Source organism: Yonghaparkia sp. Root332 (assembly GCF_001425665.1).
Lineage (GTDB): Bacteria > Actinomycetota > Actinomycetes > Actinomycetales > Microbacteriaceae > Microcella.
On the sequence record NZ_LMCX01000001.1, the window covers coordinates 831,310 to 854,103 of the forward strand.

Consider the following 22,794-nt stretch of genomic DNA (forward strand, 5'->3'; position numbering starts at 1 on the left):
TGGGGAGTCCTCCCCATTGAGGGATACCCAGCACCTCTCTAGCGTGGAGGAACATGGTTCGCAGGGGCGGGCCTCCCAGGAGAGGAAGGGCGATCATGGCTGACTTCAAGGCCACGTACAGCGAGATGGAGCGCATGTCGACGCGACTCGAGAGCGGCAAGGAGGACATCGCCGAGATCCTCCGCCGGCTCAAGACCGAGGTCGACTCGCTGCTCGGCAGCGACTTCGTCACCGAGCACGCCTCGGGGCGCTTCGGCGACGGCTACAGCGAGCTCACGAGCGGCCTCGAGGACGCGATCGACGGCATCCGCGAGATGGGCGAGTCGCTGCGCAAGATGATGCAGGCGATCCAGGACACGGATCGGCAGCTCGCCGGCAACTGAGCCGCATCGACCGCACCGGCCGCGCGCCGGGTGCGCCGCACGACGGGGAGGGCATCGATGCCCTCCCCGTCGTCGTGTCGGCGGAGAGGCCGCCGCCGCGCCCCCCGCTCTGGGTATGCCCATCTTCGCGCCGCTCCGCTTCACTCGAATGACCTCGACCCGGAGGTCCTCATGACCCGCATCCGTCCCGCCGATCGCGGCTTCACGCTCGTGGAGCTCGTCGTGATCGTCGCCGTCATCGGCCTCCTCGCCGCGATCGCCGTCCCCGTGTACCTCGGGTACCAGGAGGAGGCGCGTGGCAGCGCGGTGCAGTCGGCCCTCGCCCACGCGAAGCTCGGGATCATCGTCGCGACCGCCGAGGAGGACCCGGTGAGCCTCGACGACGACCGGATCGCGGAGATCCTCGCCGCCCACGGCGACGCCGCGATCACGCTCGGCCGCACGGGCGACGCCGACGGCTGGTGCCTGTGGGGCGAGCACGTCGCGGTGACGAGCACCTGGGCGATCAGCGATTCCCGCGGCATCGTCGAGAACGGCACGTGCGCGCCGAGCGGAGTCCTCGTCCCGCCCGGCTGACTCGCCGTCACGCGGGTCCACGGTTCGGGCGATCGCTCGCGGGGCCCGTGTTGCTCGTGGGGGAGGAGTCGCGTCCCCGAACGGGGGACTACTCACCAATGGGCGCGTGTCATAGCGTCCCGGTGGGGGGCGGCAACGGTATTGGCGTCCCTGCGATCGCGCATGAGGGGGGAGCCGCAGTGCCGTCATTGACCGAGGTGCTCATCATCCGCGGCATCATGCCCATCGAGACGCTCGACGTGATGAGCGACGATCCGCTCGCCGAGGCCCACATCATCCAGATGTTCATGGATGAGGGGCGCGTGACCCCGGGTCAGATCGCCTCCGCGCGCGCCGAGGTCATGGGCCTGTCGTTCGTCGAGCTCTCCGAGTACCCGATCGATCGCACGGCCGTCGCGCTCGTGCCGGCCGCGCTCTGCAAGCGGCACAAGGTCCTGCCGATCCACATCGCCGGCGAGATGCTCACGCTCGCGATGGTCAACCCCGATGACGTCTTCGCCCTCGACGACGTCCGCGCCGCGACCCGCATGCGCATCGTGCCGATCGTCGCGGAGGAGACCGACCTCGTCGAGGCGGTCGAGAAGTTCCACCGGGCCGACAGCGAGCTCAACGAGCTGTCGAACGTGCTCGAGGAGGAGAACAGGCCGGAGGACCTGTCGGCGGTCGCGCTGCGCGACGCCGACGCCGACGATGCGCCGATCGTGCGATTCGTGAACCTCATCATCGGTCAGGCGATCCAGGACAGCGCCTCGGACATCCATATCGAACCGGGTGAGCACGAGCTGCGCGTGCGGTACCGCATCGACGGCGTCCTCCACGAGATGCAGGCCGCGCCCCGCTCGGTCACCAACGGCGTCATCTCGCGCCTGAAGATCATGAGCGACATCGACATCGCCGAGCGCCGCAAGCCGCAGGACGGCCGCATGTCGGTCAGCCATGGGGGCCGCCAGATCGACCTCCGCGTCGCGACCCTGCCGACGGTGTACGGCGAGAAGGTCGTCATGCGAATCCTCGACAACAACGCCACGCGCCGCGACATGAGCGAGCTGCAGCTGCTCGAGTACAACTTCGAGGTCTTCAAGAACTCGTACACGAAGCCCTACGGCATGATCCTCGTCACCGGTCCGACCGGTTCGGGCAAGTCGACGACGCTCTACACGACCCTCCACGCGGTCGCGAAGCCCGAGATCAACGTCATCACCGTCGAGGACCCGGTCGAGTACCGCATGGCCGGCATCAACCAGGTGCAGGTGAACCCGAAGGCGGGCCTCACGTTCGCGAGCGCGCTGCGCAGCATCCTGCGATCCGACCCGGATGTCGTGCTCCTCGGTGAGATCCGCGACAAGGAGACCGCGCAGATCGCGATCGAGGCCTCGCTCACGGGTCACCTCGTGCTGTCGACCCTGCACACGAACGACGCGCCGAGCGCGATCACCCGACTCATCGAGATGGACATCGAACCCTTCCTCGTCGGCTCGGCCCTCGACTGCGTCGTCGCCCAGCGCCTCGCGCGCCGCCTCTGCGACCGCTGCAAGGCTCCGTATCAGGGCGACACCGAGCAGATGGCGTTCGGCGTGAGCCTCGCGCAGGCCTTCGGCGAGACGGGCTTCACGACCGAGGACGGCGAGGAGCGCACGGCCGGCACGGCCCTCGCGTTCGCCTCCGGCCCCACGCTCTACAAGCCGGTCGGCTGCTCGGCCTGCTCGAACACCGGCTACCGCGGCCGCCTCGCCCTGCACGAGGTCATGGCCGTGACGGAGGAGATCGAGCGCCTCGCCGTGGCGCGCGCCTCGGCCGCCGAGATCCAGAAGGTCGCGCTCGCCCAGGGCATGCGCACCCTCCGCCAGGACGGCTGGGAGAAGGCCAAGCTCGGCCTCACCTCCGTCGACGAGATCATGCGCGTGGTCGCGTGAGCCCCGCCCCATCGACCCGACGCCGCCGTAAGGAGCACTCATGACCGACCGACCGATCCACGAGATCCCGATGGACCCGGAGGACTCCGACCTGTCCTTCCTGCGCCGGGCCGCCGCGGCGGGCGGTCGCGTCTCGCCCGCCGACTGGGATGCCCTCGCCGCCGCCGCAGGAGCGGGCCCGTCCGGCGCCCCGAGCGCGGTGCCGAGCGCCGCCGACGTCGTCGCTTCGGCGAGCGCCCTGCCGCTCAACGTCACGCAGACGGGGATGCCCGGGGTTCCGCCGAGCGCGCCGCCCACGATGCCGCCGCCCGGCTCCACCGCGCCCTACAACGCGCCGCCGCCCGCGAGCTCGCCGCTCAGCGCGCCGCCGCCCGTCGGGTCGTCGCCTCTCGCGTCCTCGTCGCTGTCGGCTCCGCCGCCGGTGGGTGGCGCGCCGCTCTCAGCGCCGCCGCCCGTCGGTGCGCCGGCACCCGTCAGCACGCCCGGGCCCGTGGGCGGACCCCCGCCCGTCGCGGCCTCGGCGCCTCCGATCGTGCCGAGCGGAGCATCCACCCCGCGGGTCGAGCCGGTCGTGCCGCTGCCCGCGAGCTCGTCCCGGGCCGAATGGAGCCCCTCCGAGTGGGAGGCCTCCGCGCCCGCCCCGACGACGTCGGCGCCGGCCTCGGCCGCCGCGCCGATCCGTCACGGCGACCCGAAGGGCGACCCCGAACTGCTCGCGGCGCTGCACGAGCTCGTCGCGACGCGCGGCTCCGACCTGCACGTGTCGAAGAACGCGCCGCCCATGGTGCGCATCGACGGCACGCTGCGGCCGGTGCAGTCGACGGGCATCTGGGACGCCGATCGCGTCGCCCGCGCCCTCTACTCGATCGTGACGCCCGCGCAGATGGCGCAGTTCGAGGAGAAGCAGGAGCTCGACTTCGCCTTCCCTCTCACCGAGCAGTCGCGCTTCCGCGTGAACTTCTACCGCCAGCGCGGCACGATCGGTGCGGCCTTCCGTCTCATCCCGACCGACATCAAGAAGCTCGACGATCTGGGCGTGCCCGAGGTGGTCGGCCGCTTCTCGACCCTGCCGCGCGGCCTCGTGCTCGTGACGGGGCCGACCGGTTCGGGCAAGTCGACGACGCTCGCCGCGCTCATCGACCTCGTCAACGAGACCCGGGCCGACCACATCATGACGGTCGAGGACCCGATCGAGTTCGTGCACAAGAACAAGAAGTCGCTCGTCAACCAGCGCGAGGTCGGCGCCGACACGCACTCGTTCCAGAACGCGCTCAAGCACGTGCTGCGGCAGGACCCGGATGTGATCCTGATCGGCGAGCTCCGCGACCTCGAGACCATCTCGACGGCGCTGACCGCCGCCGAGACCGGTCACCTCGTGTTCGCGACGCTCCATACGCAGGATGCCGGGCAGACGATCGACCGCATCATCGACGTCTTCCCGCCCTTCCAGCAGGGGCAGGTGCGGCAGCAGCTCGCCGCGACCCTCCAGGGCGTCGTCTGCCAGACCCTCGTCAAGAGGGCGACCGGGCAGGGCCGAGCGGTCGCGACCGAGGTGCTCGTCGCGACGCCCGCCATCGCGAACCTGATCCGCGAGGGCAAGACCTACCAGATCGGCTCGGCCATGCAGGCCGGCCGCGGGTCCGGAATGCACACGATGGACCAGCACCTCGCCGAGCTCGTCAACGCGGGCACCATCACGATCACGGCCGCGCGCGAGAAGGCGCACGACCACGACACGCTGCAGCGCCTCGTGACGCGGCAGGACGGCGCCGCCTTCGACCCGGCTGCCGACTTCGACCGCATGCAGGCTGCAGGAGGCCAGTCATGACGAACGTTCTCACCTACACCTATCGGGGCAAGGATGCCGCCGGCAAGAAGGTCAGCGGCTCGGTCGACGGAGCCTCGGAGGCCGCCGCGACGATGCGGCTGCGGTCGATGGGGATCCAGCCGGAGACGGTGCGCCAGGCCGGGACCGGGATCAACAAGGAGATCTCGCTCGGCGGGCTGTTCCAGAAGAAGGTAGGACTGAAGGATCTCGCCGTCATGAGTCGGCAACTCGCCACGATGATCTCCTCGGGCCTCGCGCTGATGCGGGCGCTGTCGATCCTGGCGGAGCAGAGCGAGAATCCGAAACTGCGCGACACCATCGACGAGGTGCGCAAGGAGGTCGAGGGCGGCCTGTCGCTCTCCGATGCGATCGCGAAGCACCCTCTGGTGTTCCCACCCCTCTTCATCAACCTCGTCCGCGCCGGCGAGACCGGTGGCTTCCTGGAGGAGTCGCTCAAGTCCGTCGCGGAGAACTACGAAAAGGAGGTCAAGCTTCGAGGGACGATCAAATCAGCGCTGACCTACCCCGTCGTCGTGCTCGTCATGGCAGTGGTCGGCATGATCGGCATGATCGTGTTCATCGTTCCGGTATTCAAAGCGATGTTCGAGGGACTCGGTGGTGAGCTGCCACTTCCGACGCAATTCCTCGTCGTGCTGTCGGAAAGCGCTCCCTTCTGGCTTCCGGTCCTGATTATCGGACTGATCGCGTTCAGTATCTGGTGGGGCAAGAACAAGCATCGCCCTGAAGTGCGCAATGTGGTCGACCCGATGAAGCTTAAGGCGCCGGTGTTTGGGCAACTTGCCAAGAAGATCGCCATCGCGCGCTTCACTCGCAACTTCGGCACGATGATGAGGTCCGGTGTTCCCATCCTCCAGGCGCTCTCGATCGTGGGTGCCACGTCGGGGAACTTCGTGATTGAGAAGGCGCTCGTTAACGTGCAGGAGAGCGTCCGGCAAGGCAAGAGCATCGCCGCACCGCTCGCCGAGGAGCCGGTCTTCCCGTCCATGGTCACGCAGATGATCTCCGTCGGCGAGGACTCCGGTTCGCTGGAGATGATGCTCGAGAAGATCTCCGACTTCTACGACGCCGAGGTCGAATCGACGACCGAGCAGCTGACCGCCCTCATCGAGCCCCTCATGATCGCCTTCATGGGCGTGCTCCTCGGCGGCATGATCGTCGCGCTCTACCTCCCCGTGTTCAACATCTTCACGCTCGTCAAGTAGGGCCGCCGGCCGGCGGTCCCCAGAAAGGCCGACCCTCGTTCGCGTCACCCCCCTACTGGGGAATGGGCAAGGCGCACGAAAAATATGAGAGTTCTCTCAAGGGGGCAGTTTCATTGGGGGCCCGCCTGTCACTCAGTTCACCTGAACAGGAATGGAAACAACATCATGATCAAGCTTCACGACAAGCTCGCGCAGGTTCGCGCGGCCCGCGAAGAGGGCGAGAAGGGCTTCACGCTCATCGAGCTCCTCGTCGTCGTCATCATCATCGGCATCCTCGCCGCGATCGCCATCCCGATCTTCCTTGGGCAGCAGGAGCAGGCGAAGGGCAGCGCGGTCGAGTCAGCCGTCACCAATGCCAAGACCCAGGTCGTGGCCTTCGTTGTCGAGAACGGCACCTTCCCGGACACCACGCAGCTTGGCACCATCGCCACCGAAGCTGCAGGGAGCGATCTGGTGAACATCACCATCGCGGGCACTGCGGCAGCCTTCTGCGTTTCGGGTACCCACGACGAGGTGACGGGCAAGAGCTGGGCCGCCGATGACAAGAGCGGCGTCATCGAGGGCACTTGCGTCTCGAACGTCGCAACGCCTGCCGCCTAGTCCGCCTCTAGATCGGACTTCCTGACGGGGTGCCACGCACAGCGTGGCGCCCCGTCCTCGGGCTTTGCGCAGGTCCGGCCGCTCAATCGGAGTGGCGAACACATCCAAGCGAGGAGGGGGTGGGACATGAACACGAACTGCAGTGAACAACGAAGTGAGCGGGACGATGACGCTGGGTTCGGACTGGTCGAGATCGTCATCTCCATGTTCCTCCTGGCCCTCCTCGCAGTCGCCTTCCTTCCTCTGCTCGTTGACTCGTTGCGGACGACTGTCCGCAACGCGACGACGGCGACGGCGACTCAGCTCGTCAGCGAGCAGCTTGACGCGGTGAGCTTGCTCTCGCGCACGTGCGCCGCCCTGGCCGCCTTCGAGGGGGCGACCGTGCCTACAGTCACGGACGAGAGGGGCACGATCTATACCGCAACGCGCAACGCGGCGACCTGTCCCTCGTCGGGATATCCGCTCTCCGTCGCAGTGACTGTCTCCGTCTCCGCTGACAGCCAGCCGGGTCTGATAGTCGAGTCCACGACAACGGTCATCATCGAGAGCGCCAACTGATGATTCATCGCCTGCGCGATCGCGACGAGGGGGTGAGCTTGATCGAGCTCCTCATATACATGTTGCTTGCGGTCATTGTGCTCACAATCATCGCGGCAATCCTTATCAACTCGCTTCGCGCGGAGAACACCGTCCGGACTTCCGCTGAGGCCACCGACACCGCGCAACTTGCGGCGCAGTCGCTCAACCGCGGAATCCACAACGCGAGCGCGATTGAGGTGTCGGCACCTGTTGCGGATGTTGCAGTAGTCCGCACCAGATCGCTCGACTCATCCTCCGAGGGGGTGTGGCAATGCCAGGCGTGGGTCGTCGTCGACGGCCAGCTCCGCACGACTCGCTCCGATGCTGCTATCCCCGTGCCCACTACCGCCGCCGAGGTCGCATCCTGGCTACTCGTGGCTGAGGGCGTCGCTCCCATCGGCACCGACCCGATCTTCTCTCTGGCGGCGGACGAGCGGTCTCTCGCGGTCGGCTTCACCGTCGCGAATGGATCGGGCATTCCGGTCACGCTCGATACGACGATCATCTCGAAGCAACCCATACCCGCCACGGGGAAGGTCACCGCACCATGTTTCTGAGCAGATTCCTGAACACCCGTCGGGACGACCGCGGCAGCGCGCTCATCGGCGTCATCGCCCTCCTGGGCGTGACGGGCGTCATCGCCGTCACGGTCGGCACCGTGAGCGTCAGCTCCCTGCAGACCACGAACGGAGCGGCTGCGTCCGTCGAGGCCCGAGGGGCCGCCGAGGCCGGCATCAACGCCGCCGAGCTCGCGCTCCGCGGCGCCGGCGGCTGCCCGTCCTCGGGCACGATCACTCGCACGACGGCGCCCGCCTACACGGTCGAGATCCAGCACGACACCGGCTCCGGCTGGTCCGACGGGTGCCCGCCCAACACCGCGACGCAGGTGCGGTTCGTCTCGACGGGCCTCGCCGAGCGCCCCACATTCGGGGCGAGCGACATCGGAGGCGAGCGCGTCGTCGAGGCGGTGTACCAGTACATCCCCGAGTACGTCGAAGTGCCCGACATCGACCCGGCCGTGTACGCCTACTCCATCGACGGCGTGCTGAAGAAGTTCGTCCTCGACTCCGCCGACTTCACGATCTCGGCAGACGTGCAGATCAAGACGGGCGACTTCGAGTGCTCGAACAACGCCTCGGTGGCGGGGGACGTCATCCTCGCCAACGGCGCAGCGGACCTCACGGCGTGCACGATCGCCGGAACCCTCCACGTCACGAAGGGGGCGGGCATCGACGGGGCCAGTCTCGTCACGGGCGACGTCATCGCCGGCGGTGACGGCATCACCGGCACGAACCCGACCGTCCGCATCGAGGCGGGCACCCGCGTCAACGGGAACGTGTTCGCCGGCGGGAACGTGAGCGTGCTCAGCGGCTCCGGCTCGCAGGTGCTCGGCAACGTCACCGCCACCCGCGACACGTCCACGAAGGTCATCGTCGCCAACGGGTCGACGATCGGCGGCAACGTCCTCAGCTCCGGCACGATCCAGCGCAACGGGACGATCAGCGGCACGCAGTCCACCGCGGTCACCGGGCTGCAGGCGCCCATCGCCCCGCGCGTCCCCAACTGGGTGGACATGCCCTGGGCCGTGACGAACGCGACGCAGTTCCAGGCGACCACCTGGTACCAGCAGGGCTTCACCAACCGCGTGACCTGGACAGGCAGCTGCACGATGGGCAGCCTCGACCCGCGATGGGTGGCGCTGTCGCTGTACACGACGCCGACAGTGATCGACGCGACCGGGTGCATCGGCGGGGTCACGACCAACAACAACCTGAGCCCCAACATCGGTCTCTCCACGAACATCGTCTTCATCGCGGACAAGTTCACGTTCAACAAGCTCTACTTCGCGTCGTCCGTGCCATCGGTCAACCGCAAGCTGTACTTCGTCGTGCCCGACAACACGGCGGATGAGCTGCCGACCTGCACGGGCGAGGCGGGCAACATCTACCTGACGAACGAGGCCGACATCCAGTCGACGGTCTCCGCCTTCCTCTACTCGCCGTGCGAGATCATCTCCGACCGGAACGGTCTCCGCGGCCAGCTCTACGGCGGCGTGATCGACTTCGACCAGCAGGCGCAGATGACCTACGTGCCCACGTCGCCCCCCGGTGTCGACTTCAGCGCGAGCCTGCCGCCCGTGTTCCAGCTCGTGGGCGCCTACCTCGGCGACCGCCTGAGCATCCGCGAGGTCGCGTCCGGTGGGTGACGCGGCGGCGGCGCTGCTGATGGGGGGATCAGCAGTGCTCGGCGCCCTCATCGGTTCATTCCTCAACGTCGTCATCCACCGCGTCCCGGCGGGGCAGTCGGTCGTGCACCCGCCCAGCGCGTGCCCGGGCTGCGGCACGCGGATCCGGCCGTACGACAACATCCCGATCGTCTCCTGGCTCGTCCTGCGCGGCCGATGCCGTGACTGCTCCGAGCCGATCTCCGCCCGCTATCCGCTCATCGAGGCGGGCACGTCGCTCGCCTTCGCTCTCGTCGCGGCGTGGATGCTCTCGCCGCTGAGCCCCGCTGGTGCCGTCGTCGAGGCGGCGGGTGCGCTCGGCCTGCTGGCCGGCGCGCTCATGCTCGTCGCCTACCTGTGGCTCGCCGCCGTGAGCATCGCCCTCACGGCGATCGACCTCGAGACCCATCGACTGCCCAACGTCATCGTGCTGCCGGGCTACGCGGTCGCGGCGATCGGCCTCGGGGTGCCCGCGATCCTCGCGGGAGATCTCGAGCGGCTGGGCATCATGGCGGCCGGGTCGGGCATCCTCTTCATCGCCTACGCGGTCATGGCCGTCGCCTGGCCGGGCGGGATGGGGATGGGCGACGTCAAGCTCGCCGGCGTACTCGGGGCGTTCCTCGGCTTCTCGGGATGGGCCGCCCTGGCTGTCGGCGCCTTCGGCGCCTTCGTTCTCGGCGGCCTCGTGAGCATCGCCCTCCTGCTGCTGAAGCGCGTCTCGCGCAAGGGGGGGATCCCCTTCGGCCCGTGGATGATCGCCGGTTCGTGGGTGGGACTCGTTTTGGGGGCATCCATCGCGGCCTCCTATCTGTCATTGTTCGGAATTGAACTTGTCTAGGGGGGCAAAATCATGAGCAGTCATATCGTGGGGGTCGACATCGGCCAGACCGCGATCCGGGCCGTCGAGGCGAAAGCGTCGAAGAACGGGCCGATCGAGGTGCGGGCGTATCACGAGGCGGCGCTGCCGGACGGCGCCGTCCGGAACGGCGAGATCGTCGAACCGACCGCGGTCGCGACGATCCTCAAGAAGATGTGGGTCGACGCGAAGTTCGGCACGAAGGACGTCCTGCTCGGCATGGGCGACCAGAAGGTCGTCGCGCGCGACCTCGTGATGCCGAAGCTGTCCCAGAAGGAGATCCGCGACCTGCTTCCGCTGCGGGTCCAGGAGCTCATCCCGATGCCCGTCGCCGAGGCCATCATCGACTTCTACCCGGTGGCCGATGGCGCGCCGTCGGACGAGGGACCCACGGTCCGGGGGCTCCTGATCGCCGCCTACGCCGACGCGGTGTCGACGAACGTCAAGGCCGTCGCGCGGGCCGGCCTGCGGGTCGTCGGAGTCGACTTCGTGCCTTTCGCGCTCCAGCGCGCGGTGGGCGCGCAGTCGGAGGGCGTGAGCGCGATCGTCGACATCGGCGCGACGACGACGAACGTCGTCGTGTCGAGCAACGGGGTGCCCGACTTCGTCCGCATCATCCCCTCGGGGAGCGACGACGCCACTCGGGCGCTCGTGACGCAGCTCGAGGTGCCGCGCGACCAGGCCGAGAAGCTCAAGGTCGCGCAGGGCCTCCACCCCGAGATCGTGCCGCCGAACGACGCGAAGAGCGCCGGCATCATCCTCGACACCACGCGCGAGCTCATGACGAGCGTCATCAACACGCTGCGCTACTACTCGTCGACGCACGAGAACGCGCGCGTCGAATCCCTCGTGCTGACGGGCAACGGAGCCCGGCTGCGCGGCCTGCCCGCAGCCCTCGCGCAGTCGACGGGGATCACGCTCGTCGCGCCCGCGCCGTTCGAGCGCGTCCGGATGCCCAAGTCGCTCAACGGCTTCGGCGTCTCCGAGGCGCTTCGCGCCGGAGCGGCCGTGGGTCTGGCGATGGGAGTCCAGTCATGAGCAAGCAGCAGACCGAGACTCTGCAGCTCGGAGGCACGCCGCGCGCCGACCTGCTTCCGGCGTCCGCGCGCGAGGCGATCCGTCGTCGTCCGATCGTCCGCCGGCTCGTCCTCGCCGTCGGGCTGCTCGCCCTCGTGACCGTTCTCGCGGTCGCCGGCGCCACCGTGCTCGCGTTCATCGCCCAGGCGCAGCTCCAGGCCGAGCGGGATCGCTCCGAGACGCTCCTCGCCCAGCAGCAGGAGTTCGCCGACGCCCGGGCGATCGACGCGGCGCTCACCGAGGCGACCAACTCCCGACGCGCCGTCACCTCGGCCGAGATCGACTGGGAGGCGCTTCTGGCCGAGGTGCGCTCGACGCTGCCCGCCGGCGTCCTGCTGGTCTCGGTGGATGGCGAGATCACCGACGGCGGCGCCCCCGACTCGGGGGAGACCGCCGATGGAGCGGACCCCGAGCCCGAGCCCCTCCGCCAGGACTCGGTGGCGAGCATCCGCATCAACGCCACGAGCCCGACCGTCCCCGACGTCGAGGCCTGGCTCGCCGACCTCGAGGGCGTGACCGGTTTCGCCGGGATCGCCCCGCCGACGTCCGTCGTCGGCAGCGAGGGCGCGAGCTACACCGTGACCATCGAGTTCCTCCTCAACGAGGAGGCGTTCCTCGGGCGCTACGCGCCGGAGACGGCCGACGCCGAGGAGGAGGACTGATCATGTCGATCCTGAGACTGTGGGTCATCGGCTCGGCCTTCGTCGCCGTGCTCATCCTGCTCGCCGGGTGGTTCCTCGGAATCCAGCCGCGACTGGCCGAGGCGACCGCCGCCGATTCCGAGCGCGCCGGTGTGTCGGAGGTCAACGACCAGTACGAGGCAGTCCTGGTGGAGCTCCGCGAGCTGTCGGACAACCTCCCCGCCCTCCAGAGCGACCTCGATGCCATCCGCGTCGAGATCCCGCAGGAGCCCGAGCTGCCCGACCTGCTCGGCCAGCTCAACGAGCTCGCGGTGGCGTCCGGCGTCGCGCTCAACGAGGTGTCGACCGAGCCTCCGCAGCTCGTGCCGGCGGCGCTGCTCGAGCCCGTGGGCGTGACCGACCTCGTCGGGATCCCCGTCCGCATCAGTGCGCTCGGCGCTCCCGAGAGCCTCGCCCAGTTCCTCAAGGCCGCCCAGTTCGGGCCGCGCCTGATGTGGGTCGGGCGGTTCTCGACGGGCGACGACGCCGAGTCCGGCCGCGTCACGCTCGAGGGCATCATCTTCGTCCTGCCCGAGGAGGGCGCGGTGCTCCCGACCGAGGAGGGCGCCGCCGGCGCCGACCCGAGCGCGGCGCCGAGCGCCGAGCCGAGTGCCAGCCCGTCACCGTAGCGTGGGAGGATCGCGCTGACGACGAAGGGCCGACGATGACCGAGCACGACCGCACCGACGACCAGGCTTCCACCCCGGAGGCCGCCGACACCGATCACCATCGGCCGGCGGCCCCCGAGGAACCGGCGGCCATCGCGGAGCATCCCCGCCCGGACGACCAGCCCGAGCCCGTGCATCCGTCGGCGCCGACTGTCGCCGCCCCGCCCGCGCCGGCCGAGCAGCCCCAGCCCGAGCGCATCGTCTACGTCCCGGCCCCGCAGCCTCCGCGCCGCCACGGCTCGCGCAGGCTCGGCGTCGGCGTCGCGCTCGCCTCGAGCCTCGTCTTCACGATCCTCTACGCGGTCCTGGCGACGCTCTTCATCTTCATCGGCCTGGGCGCGGGCGGGCCGGGCCTCGCGCAGCAGGTGCAGGCCTTCGCCTCGACGCCCAGCTTCTGGATGCCCGTCATCGCCTTCGCGGTCGGCTACGTCGTCCTCGTCCTGATCGTCAATCGCGCCGGCTGGTGGGCGCACGTGCTGGGGGGCTTCCTCGTGGCCGCGCTCGTCTATGTCGTCTTCATCGGGTCGACCGTCCTGAGCGCCGAGGCGACCGGCGCGAGCCCCGCCGACCTGCAGCGCTTCCTGCTGCTGCAGATCACGAACCCGCTCGGCTGGTCCGCGGCGATCGCCGCGCGCGAGGTGCCGATCTGGGTGGGCGGGCTCGTGGCCCGCCACGGGCGCGCGGCGAAGGCCCGCAACGCCGAGGCCCGCGCGGAGTACGAGCGCGAGCTCGCGGCCGCGCGTGCCGGAGCCCCACGGGAGGGCGCCCCGACCCCCGCCGTTTGACCCCTGCGGCCCCCGCGCGTATTCTTGACTGCGTGTGTGCATTCGCACGCGCTTGTGCTGTGCCGCGAGAGCGGTCCGGTCGGCGCGAGGCGGAGCATCCGCACGAGGGTCACTGATGAGAGCGCACCCGGCCCTGGGCCGAATCGCGCAGTAGACACACCCCCACGGCATGTCCGCCACCGATCGCTCGCGATCATCGTCGGACCTCGCGTGAGCCCGTCACCGCCACTGGCAGACGGGGAACAACAAACCGCAACCGCTGTCACCGTGCAGCATTTCCAAGGAGCAACTTTGCCCACTATTCAGCAGCTGGTCCGCAAGGGTCGCACGCCGAAGGTCGTCAAGACCAAGGCGCCCGCCCTGAAGGCCAACCCGCAGCAGCGCGGCGTGTGCACCCGTGTGTACACGACCACGCCCAAGAAGCCGAACTCGGCGCTCCGCAAGGTGGCGCGCGTGAAGCTCTCGAACGGTACCGAGGTCACGGCCTACATCCCCGGTGAGGGCCACAACCTGCAGGAGCACTCGATGGTGCTCGTCCGCGGCGGTCGTGTGAAGGACCTCCCCGGCGTGCGCTACAAGATCGTGCGCGGCGCGCTCGACACCCAGGCGGTCAAGAACCGGAAGCAAGCGCGCAGCCGCTACGGAGCGAAGATGGACAAGAAGTAATGCCTCGTAAGGGACCGGCGCCGAAGCGCCCCGTCGTCGCAGACCCCGTCTACGGCGCACCGATCGTCAGCCAGCTCGTCAACAAGATCCTCCTCGACGGCAAGAAGGGCCTCGCCGAGCGCATCGTCTACGGCGCTCTCGAGGGTGTCGCCGCCAAGAACGGCCAGGATGCCGTGGTCACCCTGAAGAAGGCGCTCGACAACGTGCGCCCGACTCTCGAGGTCCGCAGCCGCCGCGTCGGAGGCTCGACCTACCAGGTGCCCGTCGAGGTCAAGCCGCACCGCGCGAACACGCTCGCGCTGCGCTGGCTGACCTCGTACGCCAAGGCTCGTCGCGAGAAGACGATGACCGAGCGCCTCATGAACGAGATCCTCGACGCCTCGAACGGCCTCGGCGCCGCGGTCAAGCGCCGTGAGGACACCCACAAGATGGCCGAGAGCAACAAGGCCTTCGCGCACTACCGCTGGTAGCAACCGGCTTCGCGAGCGGGGGCCGAGGGCTCGCCCCTCGCCCCTGCTCGCACCCGCACTCTTTATCGAACCGGAGGAACCCCCTGTGGCACAGGACGTGCTCACCGACCTGAACAAGGTCCGCAACATCGGCATCATGGCGCACATCGACGCCGGCAAGACCACCACGACCGAGCGCATCCTGTTCTACACGGGCATCACGCACAAGATCGGCGAGGTCCACGACGGCGCCGCCACGATGGACTGGATGGCGCAGGAGCAGGAGCGCGGCATCACGATCACGTCGGCCGCGACGACGTGCTTCTGGAACAAGCACCAGATCAACATCATCGACACCCCCGGTCACGTCGACTTCACGGTCGAGGTCGAGCGGTCGCTGCGCGTCCTCGACGGCGCGGTCGCGGTGTTCGACGGCAAGGAGGGCGTCGAGCCCCAGTCCGAGACCGTCTGGCGCCAGGCCGACAAGTACGACGTCCCACGCATCTGCTTCGTCAACAAGATGGACAAGCTCGGCGCCGACTTCTACTTCACGGTCGAGACCATCGTCAAGCGACTCGGCGCCAAGCCGCTCGTCATCCAGCTCCCCATCGGCTTCGAGAGCACCTTCGAGGGCGTCGTCGACCTGGTCGAGATGCGCGCGCTCACGTGGCGCGGCGACTCCAAGGGTGACGTCGCCATGGGCGCCAAGTACGAGGTCGAGGAGATCCCCGCGGATCTCGTCGACAAGGCGAACGAGTACCGCCAGCAGCTCCTCGAGACCGTCGCCGAGAGCGACGACGCGCTGCTCGAGAAGTTCTTCGGCGGCGAGGAGCTCACGGTCGCCGAGATCAAGGGCGCCATCCGCAAGATGACGATCGCCTCCGAGATCTACCCGGTGCTCTGCGGCTCGGCGTTCAAGAACCGCGGCGTGCAGCCCATGCTCGACGCGGTCGTCGACTACCTCCCGAGCCCGCTCGACGTGCCGCCCACCGTGGCGCACGACCCGCGCGACGAGGAGAAGGAGATCGAGCGCCGCCCCGACGCGAGCGAGCCGTTCGCGGCTCTCGCGTTCAAGGTCGCGGTGCACCCGTTCTTCGGTCGCCTCACCTACGTGCGCGTCTACTCGGGCAAGATCGACTCCGGCGCCCAGGTCATCAACTCGACCAAGGGCAAGAAGGAGCGCATCGGGAAGATCATCCAGATGCACGCCAACAAGGAGAACCCGGTCGACTCGGTCACCGCCGGTCACATCTACGCCGTCATCGGCCTCAAGGACACGACCACGGGCGACACCCTGTGCGACCCGCAGCACCAGGTCGTCCTCGAGTCGATGACCTTCCCCGAGCCCGTCATCGAGGTCGCCATCGAGCCCAAGACGAAGGCCGACCAGGAGAAGCTCGGCACGGCGATCCAGAAGCTCGCCGAGGAGGACCCGACGTTCCGCACCGAGCAGAACATCGAGACCGGCCAGACCGTCATCAAGGGCATGGGCGAGCTGCACCTCGACATCCTCGTCGACCGCATGAAGCGCGAGTTCAACGTCGAGGCCAACGTCGGCAAGCCCCAGGTGGCCTACCGCGAGACGATCAAGAAGACCATCGAGAAGTACGACTACACCCACAAGAAGCAGACCGGTGGGTCGGGTCAGTTCGCGAAGGTCCAGATCTCGCTCGAGCCGATGGACGTCACGCCGGAGACGAGCTACGAGTTCGTCAACGCGACCTCGGGCGGCCGCGTGCCCCGCGAGTACATCCCCTCGGTCGACGCGGGAATCCAGGACGCGATGCAGGTCGGCGTGCTCGCCGGCTTCCCGACGGTGGGCGTCAAGGCGACGCTCCTCGACGGCGCGGCGCACGACGTCGACTCCTCGGAGATGGCGTTCAAGATCGCCGGCTCGATGGCCTACAAGGAGGCCGCGCGCAAGGCGAGCCCCGTGCTCCTCGAGCCGCTCATGGCGGTCGAGGTGCGCACCCCTGAGGAGTACATGGGCGACGTCATCGGCGACCTGAACTCCCGTCGTGGGCAGATCCAGTCGATGGAGGACGCGACGGGCGTGAAGGTCGTCCGCGCCCTCGTCCCGCTGTCGGAGATGTTCGGATACGTCGGTGACCTGCGCTCGAAGACCTCGGGCCGCGCCGTCTACTCGATGACGTTCGACAGCTACGCGGAGGTCCCGAAGGCTGTCGCCGACGAGATCGTCCAGAAGACCAAGGGCGAGTAAGCACTCGACCTGGGTGGGGCTCCCCGAGCCTCGCTACGATAAACACACACCAAACCGCAGAGCATCCGAGACCATGGATGCCTGCAACCGAGTCCTGAGGAGGACCCACAGTGGGTAAGGCCAAGTTCGAGCGGACCAAGCCGCACGTCAACATCGGAACGATCGGTCACGTCGACCACGGCAAGACCACCCTGACCGCCGCCATCTCGAAGGTGCTTGCCGACAAGTACCCCTCGGCGACGAACGTGCAGCGTGACTTCGCGTCGATCGACTCGGCTCCCGAGGAGCGCCAGCGCGGCATCACGATCAACATCTCGCACGTCGAGTACGAGACGCCCAAGCGTCACTACGCTCACGTCGACGCCCCCGGTCACGCCGACTACATCAAGAACATGATCACGGGTGCCGCGCAGATGGACGGCGCGATCCTCGTGGTCGCCGCGACCGACGGCCCGATGGCCCAGACGCGCGAGCACGTTCTTCTCGCCAAGCAGGTCGGCGTGCCGTACCTGCTCGTCGCGCTCAACAAGTCCGACATGGTCGACGACGAGGAGATCCTGGAGCTCGTCGAGATCGAGGTCCGCGAGCTCCTCTCGAGCCAGGGCTTCGACGGCGACAACGCGCCCGTCGTGCGCGTCTCCGGCCTCAAGGCTCTCGAGGGCGACCCCGAGTGGACCGAGTCGATCGTCAAGCTCATGGACGCGGTCGACGAGTCGATCCCCGACCCGGTGCGCGACAAGGACAAGCCGTTCCTCATGCCCATCGAGGACGTCTTCACGATCACCGGTCGTGGAACCGTCGTCACGGGCCGCGCCGAGCGCGGCACGCTGGGCATCAACTCCGAGGTCGAGATCGTCGGCATCCGCCCGACGCAGAAGACCACGGTCACCGGTATCGAGATGTTCCACAAGCAGCTCGACGAGGCCTGGGCCGGCGAGAACTGCGGTCTCCTCCTCCGCGGCACCAAGCGCGAGGACGTCGAGCGCGGCCAGGTCGTCGTGAAGCCGGGATCGGTCACCCCTCACACGAACTTCGAGGGCACCGCGTACATCCTCTCGAAGGACGAGGGTGGCCGTCACAACCCCTTCTACACGAACTACCGCCCGCAGTTCTACTTCCGCACCACCGACGTCACCGGCGTCATCTCGCTGCCCGAGGGCACCGAGATGGTCATGCCCGGCGACACCACCGACATGGTCGTGGAGCTGATCCAGCCCATCGCCATGGAGGAGGGCCTCGGCTTCGCCATCCGTGAGGGTGGCCGCACCGTCGGCGCCGGCACGGTCACGAAGATCATCAAGTAGTTCTTCGCAGCACAGCGAGCGGGGGTCGGGCGCATGCCCGGCCCCCGCTTCGTCGTTCCCGTCGCGCACCGTTCCGGCACGCGGGGCGCTACAGTCGCGGCAGAGCGTCCGTCATGAGGCGGATGCCCGGCGAAGGGCGGCACGGATGTCCAGGCGCATCCTCACCGAGGTCGTATCGATCCTCGGCATCACGATCGTCCTCGCCCTCGTCGGGCTCTCGATCGTCACCGGGCAAGACGCCGCGGCGCCGGGCGACATCGTGCCGAACGCCGCCCGGTTCCTCTTCGGCGCGACGGGCATCGCTCTCGGCCTCTGGACACTCCTGCTCATCGCCGGGTCCGTCGCGCTGCGGCACCGCCCGGTCGGCGTCCGCATCGGCGTCCACCTGCTGAGCGCGGTCATCGCGGTCGGCGTCAACACCGGCCTGCTCGCGCTGGTCGCCGGCCCGGCCGACAGCGGCTGGTCGGGCCTCATCATCGCGATCGCGCTCGGCGCGGGCGCCGTCCTCCTCGTCGCGGCCATCATCGGGGTGCTCGTCACCGAGCTGCTGATCGTGCGACCACGTCGCCTCGAGCGACGGGCGCCCGGCGGCGCCACGGGCGGAGCCGCCGCGGCTTGAGCGCGGTCAGCGCCCCGTGAGCCGCGCCGTCAGGGCGTCGGCCGCCGCGCGCACCGCGCGGGCGAGCGCGCCCTCGGTCCGGGCATCCACCGCCTCGCCCCGATAGGTCAGGCCGATGCCCGCACTCGGGTAGCCGGTGCGGTCGGTCGCCGCGGCGGCGACGGAGGAGTAGTCGGGCGTGATCTCGCCGTGTTCGCCCGCCCAGCCGCACTCGCGGGTCTCGGCGAGGATCCCGTCGAGCTCGCGCAGGGTCGCCGGCCCGATGCCGTGCCGAGTGATGAGCGCGTCGCGGTGCGGGTAGAGCGCGCGCACCTGGGCGGCGGGCAGAGCCGCGAGCATCGCCCGGCCGGTCGCCGTGAGGTGCGCGGGCAGGCGCACGCCGAGCCGGGCCACCGTCGTCGGCGCGCGCGGCGCCGAGGCCTGGCCGACGTACGAGACATCCGACCCGCTCAGCACCGCGAGCTGCGCGACCGCGGGCACGGGCGCCTCGGCGACCAGGCGCTCGATGAGCGGGTTCGCGAGCCGCGCGAGCCGACTGGCCTGCAGCACGCTCGACCCGATCTCGGCGACGACCCCGCCGAGCCCGTAGGCCCGCAGCTCGGGGTAGTGGACGACGTACCCCTCCTCCTGCAGCACGCGGATCAGCTGGTACGTCGACGAGCGCGGCAGCCCGAGCTCGCGCGCGATCGTCGAGGCGGGCACGGGCTCGCTGTGGTGGGCGAGGTGCGTGACGATGCGCAGGGCCGCGCGCGCTGCGGGAACATCCGGCATCGTGCGGCCCCCGCTCTCATGAACATCGTCTGAAATCTCAGACACTTTATCGCGAGAGGCCGATGCCGCGGTCGTGCGCGAGCGGTTCACTGGGGCCATGCGCATCACGGTCGGCTCCCGCACCCTCACTCGCGACGAGGTCGTCGCGCTCGCTCGCCACGACGCCGAGGTCGTCATCGACGCGGATGCCCTGGTCGCGATGGGCGAGACGCGTGCGCTCATCGCGGGGCTGGCCCACGACACCGTGCCCCACTACGGCGTCTCGACCGGGTTCGGCGCCCTCGCGACCACGCACATCCCGCTCGCGAAGCGCGCCGAGCTGCAGCGCTCGCTCGTGCGCTCGCACGCCGCGAGCTCGGGAGCCGAGGTCGAGCGCGAGGTCGTCCGCGCGACGATGCTCCTGCGCCTCGCGACGCTCGCCACCGGCCGCACGGGCGCCCGCCCCGTCGTCGCCGAGACGTACGCAGCGATGCTCAACGCACACATCACCCCCGTCGTCGGCGAGTACGGCAGCCTCGGCTGCTCGGGCGACCTCGCGCCACTCGCGCACTGCGCTCTCGCCGCGATGGGCGAGGGCTCGGTGCGGAACGCCGCGGGAGACCTCGTGTCCGCAGGCAGTGCGCTCGCCGCGGCGGGCATCCGCCCCCTGGAGCTCGAGGAGAAGGAGGGCCTCGCCCTCATCAACGGCACCGACGGCATGCTCGGGATGCTCTGCCTCGCGCTCGCCGACCTCGACGGCCTCGTGGCCACCGCCGACCTCGCCGCGGGCCTGAGCGTCGAGGGCCAGCTCGGCACCGACCGGGTGTTCGCCTCGGATCTGCAGCAGCTGCGCCCCCACCCCGGTCAGGCGACGAGCGCCGCGAACCTGCGCGCCGTGCTCGCCGGCTCGGCGATCGTCGCGAGTCACAGGACGGACGACTGCACGCGCGTGCAGGACGCCTACTCGCTGCGCTGCGCGCCGCAGGTGCACGGCGCGGTGCGCGACACGATGGCCCACGCCGCCCTCGTCGCGAGCCGCGAGCTCGCGGGCGCGATCGACAACCCCGTCGTGACGCTCGACGGGCGGGTCGAGTCGAACGGCAACTTCCACGGGGCGCCCGTGGCGTATGTGCTCGACTTCCTCGCGATCGCCGTCACCGATCTCGCGAGCATGAGCGAGCGGCGCACCGACCGCTTCCTCGACCCGGCGCGCAACGCCGGGCTCCCGCCGTTCCTCGCGCACGACCCCGGCGTCGACTCGGGCCACATGATCGCGCAGTACACGCAGGCCGGCATCGTGAGCGAGCTCAAGCGGCTCGCGAATCCGGCGAGCGTCGACTCGATCCCGTCGAGCGCGATGCAGGAGGACCACGTGTCGATGGGCTGGTCGTCGGGCCGCAAGCTGCGCCGCGCGATCGACGGGCTCGGCCGCGTCGTCGCGATCGAGCTGCTGACGGCCGCGCGCGGCATCGACCTGCGCGGCATCGCGCCGTCGCCCGTGACCGCAGCGGTCATCGCGGCCCTGCGCGCCGAGGTCGAGGGCCCCGGCCCCGACCGCTACCTCGCGCCCGAGATCGAGCGCGCCGTCGCCCTCACCCAGAGCGGCGCGCTGCTCGCCGCCGCCCGCTCGGTCGTCCCCGAGCTCGTCTAGACCCGCACCGCACGAAAGGCCTCTCATGAGCATCGCGACCCACCGCCCCGACGCCGGCACCGCCGCCGGCGACGCGCGCCCGGCATCCGGACCCCGCCCCGTGCGCGCCCACCGCGGCACGCAGCTGCACACGCTCGGCTGGCAGCAGGAGGGCGCTCTGCGCATGCTGCAGAACAACCTCGACCCCGACGTCGCCGAGCACCCCGACGAGCTCGTCGTCTACGGCGGCACGGGCAAGGCGGCGCGCGACTGGGCGAGCTTCGACGCGCTGACCCGCACGCTCGCGACCCTCAAGGGCGACGAGACGATGCTCGTGCAGTCGGGCCGGCCGGTCGGCGTCATGAAGACGCACGAGTGGGCGCCGCGCGTGCTCATCGCCAATTCGAACCTCGTGGGCGACTGGGCGAACTGGGACGAGTTCCGGCGGCTCGAGCAGCTCGGCCTCACGATGTACGGCCAGATGACGGCAGGCTCGTGGATCTACATCGGAACCCAGGGCATCCTGCAGGGCACGTTCGAGACCTTCGCGGCGGTCGCCGCGCAGAGGTTCGCGGGGAGCCTCGCCGGAACCATCACCCTCACCGGCGGGCTCGGCGGCATGGGCGGCGCCCAGCCCCTCGCGGTGACGATGAACGGCGGCGTCGCGATCTGCGTCGACGTCGACCCCTCGCGCATCGCCCGCCGCATCGAGCACCGCTACCTCGACGTGCAGGCAGACTCGCTCGATCATGCGATCGCGCTCGCGACGCAGGCGCGGGATGCCCGCCGCCCGCTCTCGATCGGAGTCCTCGGCAACGCCGCGGCCGTCTTCCCCGCCCTGCTGAAGATGGGCGCCCCCATCGACATCGTCACCGACCAGACGAGCGCCCACGATCCGCTCGCCTACCTGCCGCTCGAGCACAGGATGGACGACTGGCGCGCCGCGCGCGAGCGCGACCCGATCGGCTTCGCGGCTGCGGCGCGCGCGTCGATGGCCGTGCAGGTCGAGGCGATGGTCGGCTTCCAGCGGGCCGGCGCCGAGGTGTTCGACTACGGGAACAACATCAGGACGGAGGCGAAGGCGGCTGGATTCGCCGACGCGTTCGCGTTCCCCGGGTTCGTGCCCGCGTACATCCGCCCGCTGTTCGCGCAGGGGAAGGGGCCGTTCCGGTGGGCGGCGCTGAGCGGCGACCCGAAGGACATCGCGGCGACCGACCGCGCGGTGCTCGAGCTCTTCCCCGAGAACGAGAGCCTGCAGCGGTGGATCCCGCTCGCGCAGGAGCGCGTGCACTTCCAGGGCCTGCCGGCGCGCATCTGCTGGCTCGGCTACGGCGAGCGCGACGTCGCGGGCGAGCGGTTCAACGACATGGTCGCGTCGGGCGAGCTCAGTGCCCCCGTCGCGATCGGGCGCGACCACCTCGACTCGGGGAGCGTCGCGAGCCCGTACCGCGAGACCGAGTCGATGAATGACGGCAGCGACGCGATCGCCGACTGGCCGCTGCTCAACGCGCTCGTCAACACCGCGTCGGGGGCGACGTGGGTGTCGATCCACCACGGCGGGGGCGTCGGCATCGGCCGCTCGATCCACGCCGGGCAGGTCGTCGTCGCCGACGGCACGGCGCTCGCCGGCCAGAAGGTTCAGCGCGTACTGACGAACGACCCCGGCATGGGCGTGATCCGGCACATCGACGCCGGCTACACCGAGGGCGAGGGCGTCGTGGAGCAGTTCGGCGTGCGCATCCCCATGCGAGAGCAGGGCTGAG

22 protein-coding genes are annotated in these 22,794 nt (G+C 69.6%); 21 read left to right on the plus strand and 1 reads right to left on the minus strand.

Annotated elements, in window-relative coordinates; translation table 11 throughout:
* Positions 1–95 precede the first annotated feature (95 nt).
* From ASC54_RS03950 to ASC54_RS04040, 19 genes are all read left to right on the plus strand, one after another.
* A complete protein-coding gene (locus tag ASC54_RS03950; protein WP_055857302.1) occupies positions 96–383 on the plus strand; it encodes a WXG100 family type VII secretion target in 288 nt (95 codons plus the stop codon).
* Positions 384–554: 171 nt separating this feature from the next.
* A complete protein-coding gene (locus ASC54_RS13250) occupies positions 555–959 on the plus strand; it encodes a type IV pilin protein (RefSeq protein WP_055857299.1) in 405 nt (134 codons plus the stop codon).
* A 179-nt stretch (positions 960–1,138) separates the two neighbouring features.
* Positions 1,139–2,872 (plus strand): GspE/PulE family protein, encoded by a 1,734-nt coding sequence (locus ASC54_RS03960; RefSeq protein WP_055857297.1) that lies wholly within the window; start codon positions 1,139–1,141, stop codon positions 2,870–2,872.
* Between the two features lie 40 nt (positions 2,873–2,912).
* Positions 2,913–4,700, plus strand: coding sequence for a type IV pilus twitching motility protein PilT (locus tag ASC54_RS12560; protein WP_304437661.1), 1,788 nt, complete (start codon positions 2,913–2,915; stop codon positions 4,698–4,700).
* Positions 4,697–5,923, plus strand: a complete 1,227-nt coding sequence (locus tag ASC54_RS03970; RefSeq protein ID WP_082514831.1) for a type II secretion system F family protein — start codon at positions 4,697–4,699, stop codon at positions 5,921–5,923. The genes ASC54_RS12560 and ASC54_RS03970 overlap by 4 nt, the downstream gene beginning before the upstream one ends.
* 165 nt (positions 5,924–6,088) lie before the next feature.
* Positions 6,089–6,523, plus strand: coding sequence for a type IV pilin protein (locus ASC54_RS03975; protein WP_055896836.1), 435 nt, complete (start codon positions 6,089–6,091; stop codon positions 6,521–6,523).
* A gap of 126 nt (positions 6,524–6,649) precedes the next feature.
* Positions 6,650–7,081 carry a prepilin-type N-terminal cleavage/methylation domain-containing protein gene (locus ASC54_RS03980; RefSeq protein WP_055896838.1) on the plus strand — a complete coding sequence of 144 codons (432 nt, stop codon included), beginning with the start codon at positions 6,650–6,652 and terminating at the stop codon, positions 7,079–7,081.
* A gap of 38 nt (positions 7,082–7,119) precedes the next feature.
* On the plus strand, positions 7,120–7,659 hold the full coding sequence (locus tag ASC54_RS03985; RefSeq protein WP_156376721.1) for a PilW family protein: 540 nt from the start codon (positions 7,120–7,122) through the stop codon (positions 7,657–7,659).
* Positions 7,650–9,308 (plus strand): hypothetical protein, encoded by a 1,659-nt coding sequence (locus ASC54_RS03990; RefSeq protein WP_055896842.1) that lies wholly within the window; start codon positions 7,650–7,652, stop codon positions 9,306–9,308. The genes ASC54_RS03985 and ASC54_RS03990 overlap by 10 nt, the downstream gene beginning before the upstream one ends.
* Positions 9,309–9,327: 19 nt before the next feature.
* Complete coding sequence (locus ASC54_RS03995) at positions 9,328–10,164, plus strand: A24 family peptidase (protein WP_055897950.1); 837 nt, start codon at positions 9,328–9,330, stop codon at positions 10,162–10,164.
* A 12-nt stretch (positions 10,165–10,176) separates the two neighbouring features.
* The gene (gene pilM, locus ASC54_RS04000) at positions 10,177–11,220 is read left to right on the plus strand and encodes a type IV pilus assembly protein PilM (protein WP_082514832.1); all 1,044 of its coding nucleotides are present in this window, start codon (positions 10,177–10,179) and stop codon (positions 11,218–11,220) included.
* Positions 11,217–11,921 (plus strand): hypothetical protein, encoded by a 705-nt coding sequence (locus ASC54_RS04005; protein ID WP_055857280.1) that lies wholly within the window; start codon positions 11,217–11,219, stop codon positions 11,919–11,921. Before pilM ends, ASC54_RS04005 begins: the two co-directional genes overlap by 4 nt.
* Before the next feature lie 2 nt (positions 11,922–11,923).
* Positions 11,924–12,568, plus strand: coding sequence for a type 4a pilus biogenesis protein PilO (pilO, locus tag ASC54_RS04010; protein WP_055857278.1), 645 nt, complete (start codon positions 11,924–11,926; stop codon positions 12,566–12,568).
* Between the two features lie 35 nt (positions 12,569–12,603).
* Complete coding sequence (locus ASC54_RS04015; RefSeq protein WP_055896845.1) at positions 12,604–13,392, plus strand: hypothetical protein; 789 nt, start codon at positions 12,604–12,606, stop codon at positions 13,390–13,392.
* Between the two features lie 291 nt (positions 13,393–13,683).
* On the plus strand, positions 13,684–14,058 hold the full coding sequence (gene rpsL, locus ASC54_RS04020; RefSeq protein ID WP_055857271.1) for a 30S ribosomal protein S12: 375 nt from the start codon (positions 13,684–13,686) through the stop codon (positions 14,056–14,058).
* Positions 14,058–14,528, plus strand: a complete 471-nt coding sequence (rpsG, locus tag ASC54_RS04025; RefSeq protein WP_055857268.1) for a 30S ribosomal protein S7 — start codon at positions 14,058–14,060, stop codon at positions 14,526–14,528. Before rpsL ends, rpsG begins: the two co-directional genes overlap by 1 nt.
* Before the next feature lie 85 nt (positions 14,529–14,613).
* The gene (gene fusA / locus ASC54_RS04030; RefSeq protein ID WP_055896848.1) at positions 14,614–16,728 is read left to right on the plus strand and encodes an elongation factor G; all 2,115 of its coding nucleotides are present in this window, start codon (positions 14,614–14,616) and stop codon (positions 16,726–16,728) included.
* Between the two features lie 110 nt (positions 16,729–16,838).
* Positions 16,839–18,032: an elongation factor Tu gene (gene tuf, locus ASC54_RS04035; RefSeq protein WP_055857263.1), complete on the plus strand. Its 1,194-nt coding sequence runs from the start codon at positions 16,839–16,841 to the stop codon at positions 18,030–18,032.
* A gap of 145 nt (positions 18,033–18,177) precedes the next feature.
* Positions 18,178–18,651, plus strand: coding sequence for a hypothetical protein (locus ASC54_RS04040; protein WP_055857259.1), 474 nt, complete (start codon positions 18,178–18,180; stop codon positions 18,649–18,651).
* A 6-nt stretch (positions 18,652–18,657) separates the two neighbouring features.
* Here the strand turns inward: ASC54_RS04040 and ASC54_RS04045 are convergent, their stop codons facing one another.
* Positions 18,658–19,422 carry an IclR family transcriptional regulator gene (locus ASC54_RS04045; protein WP_055896849.1) on the minus strand — a complete coding sequence of 255 codons (765 nt, stop codon included), beginning with the start codon at positions 19,420–19,422 and terminating at the stop codon, positions 18,658–18,660.
* A gap of 97 nt (positions 19,423–19,519) precedes the next feature.
* On the opposite strand from ASC54_RS04045, the gene hutH reads away from it, so the two are divergent.
* Both hutH and hutU read left to right on the plus strand, forming a co-directional pair.
* Positions 19,520–21,052, plus strand: coding sequence for a histidine ammonia-lyase (hutH, locus tag ASC54_RS04050; protein ID WP_055896852.1), 1,533 nt, complete (start codon positions 19,520–19,522; stop codon positions 21,050–21,052).
* 25 nt (positions 21,053–21,077) lie between these two features.
* A complete protein-coding gene (hutU, locus tag ASC54_RS04055; protein ID WP_055896855.1) occupies positions 21,078–22,793 on the plus strand; it encodes a urocanate hydratase in 1,716 nt (571 codons plus the stop codon).
* The last annotated feature ends 1 nt before the right edge of the window (position 22,794 follow it).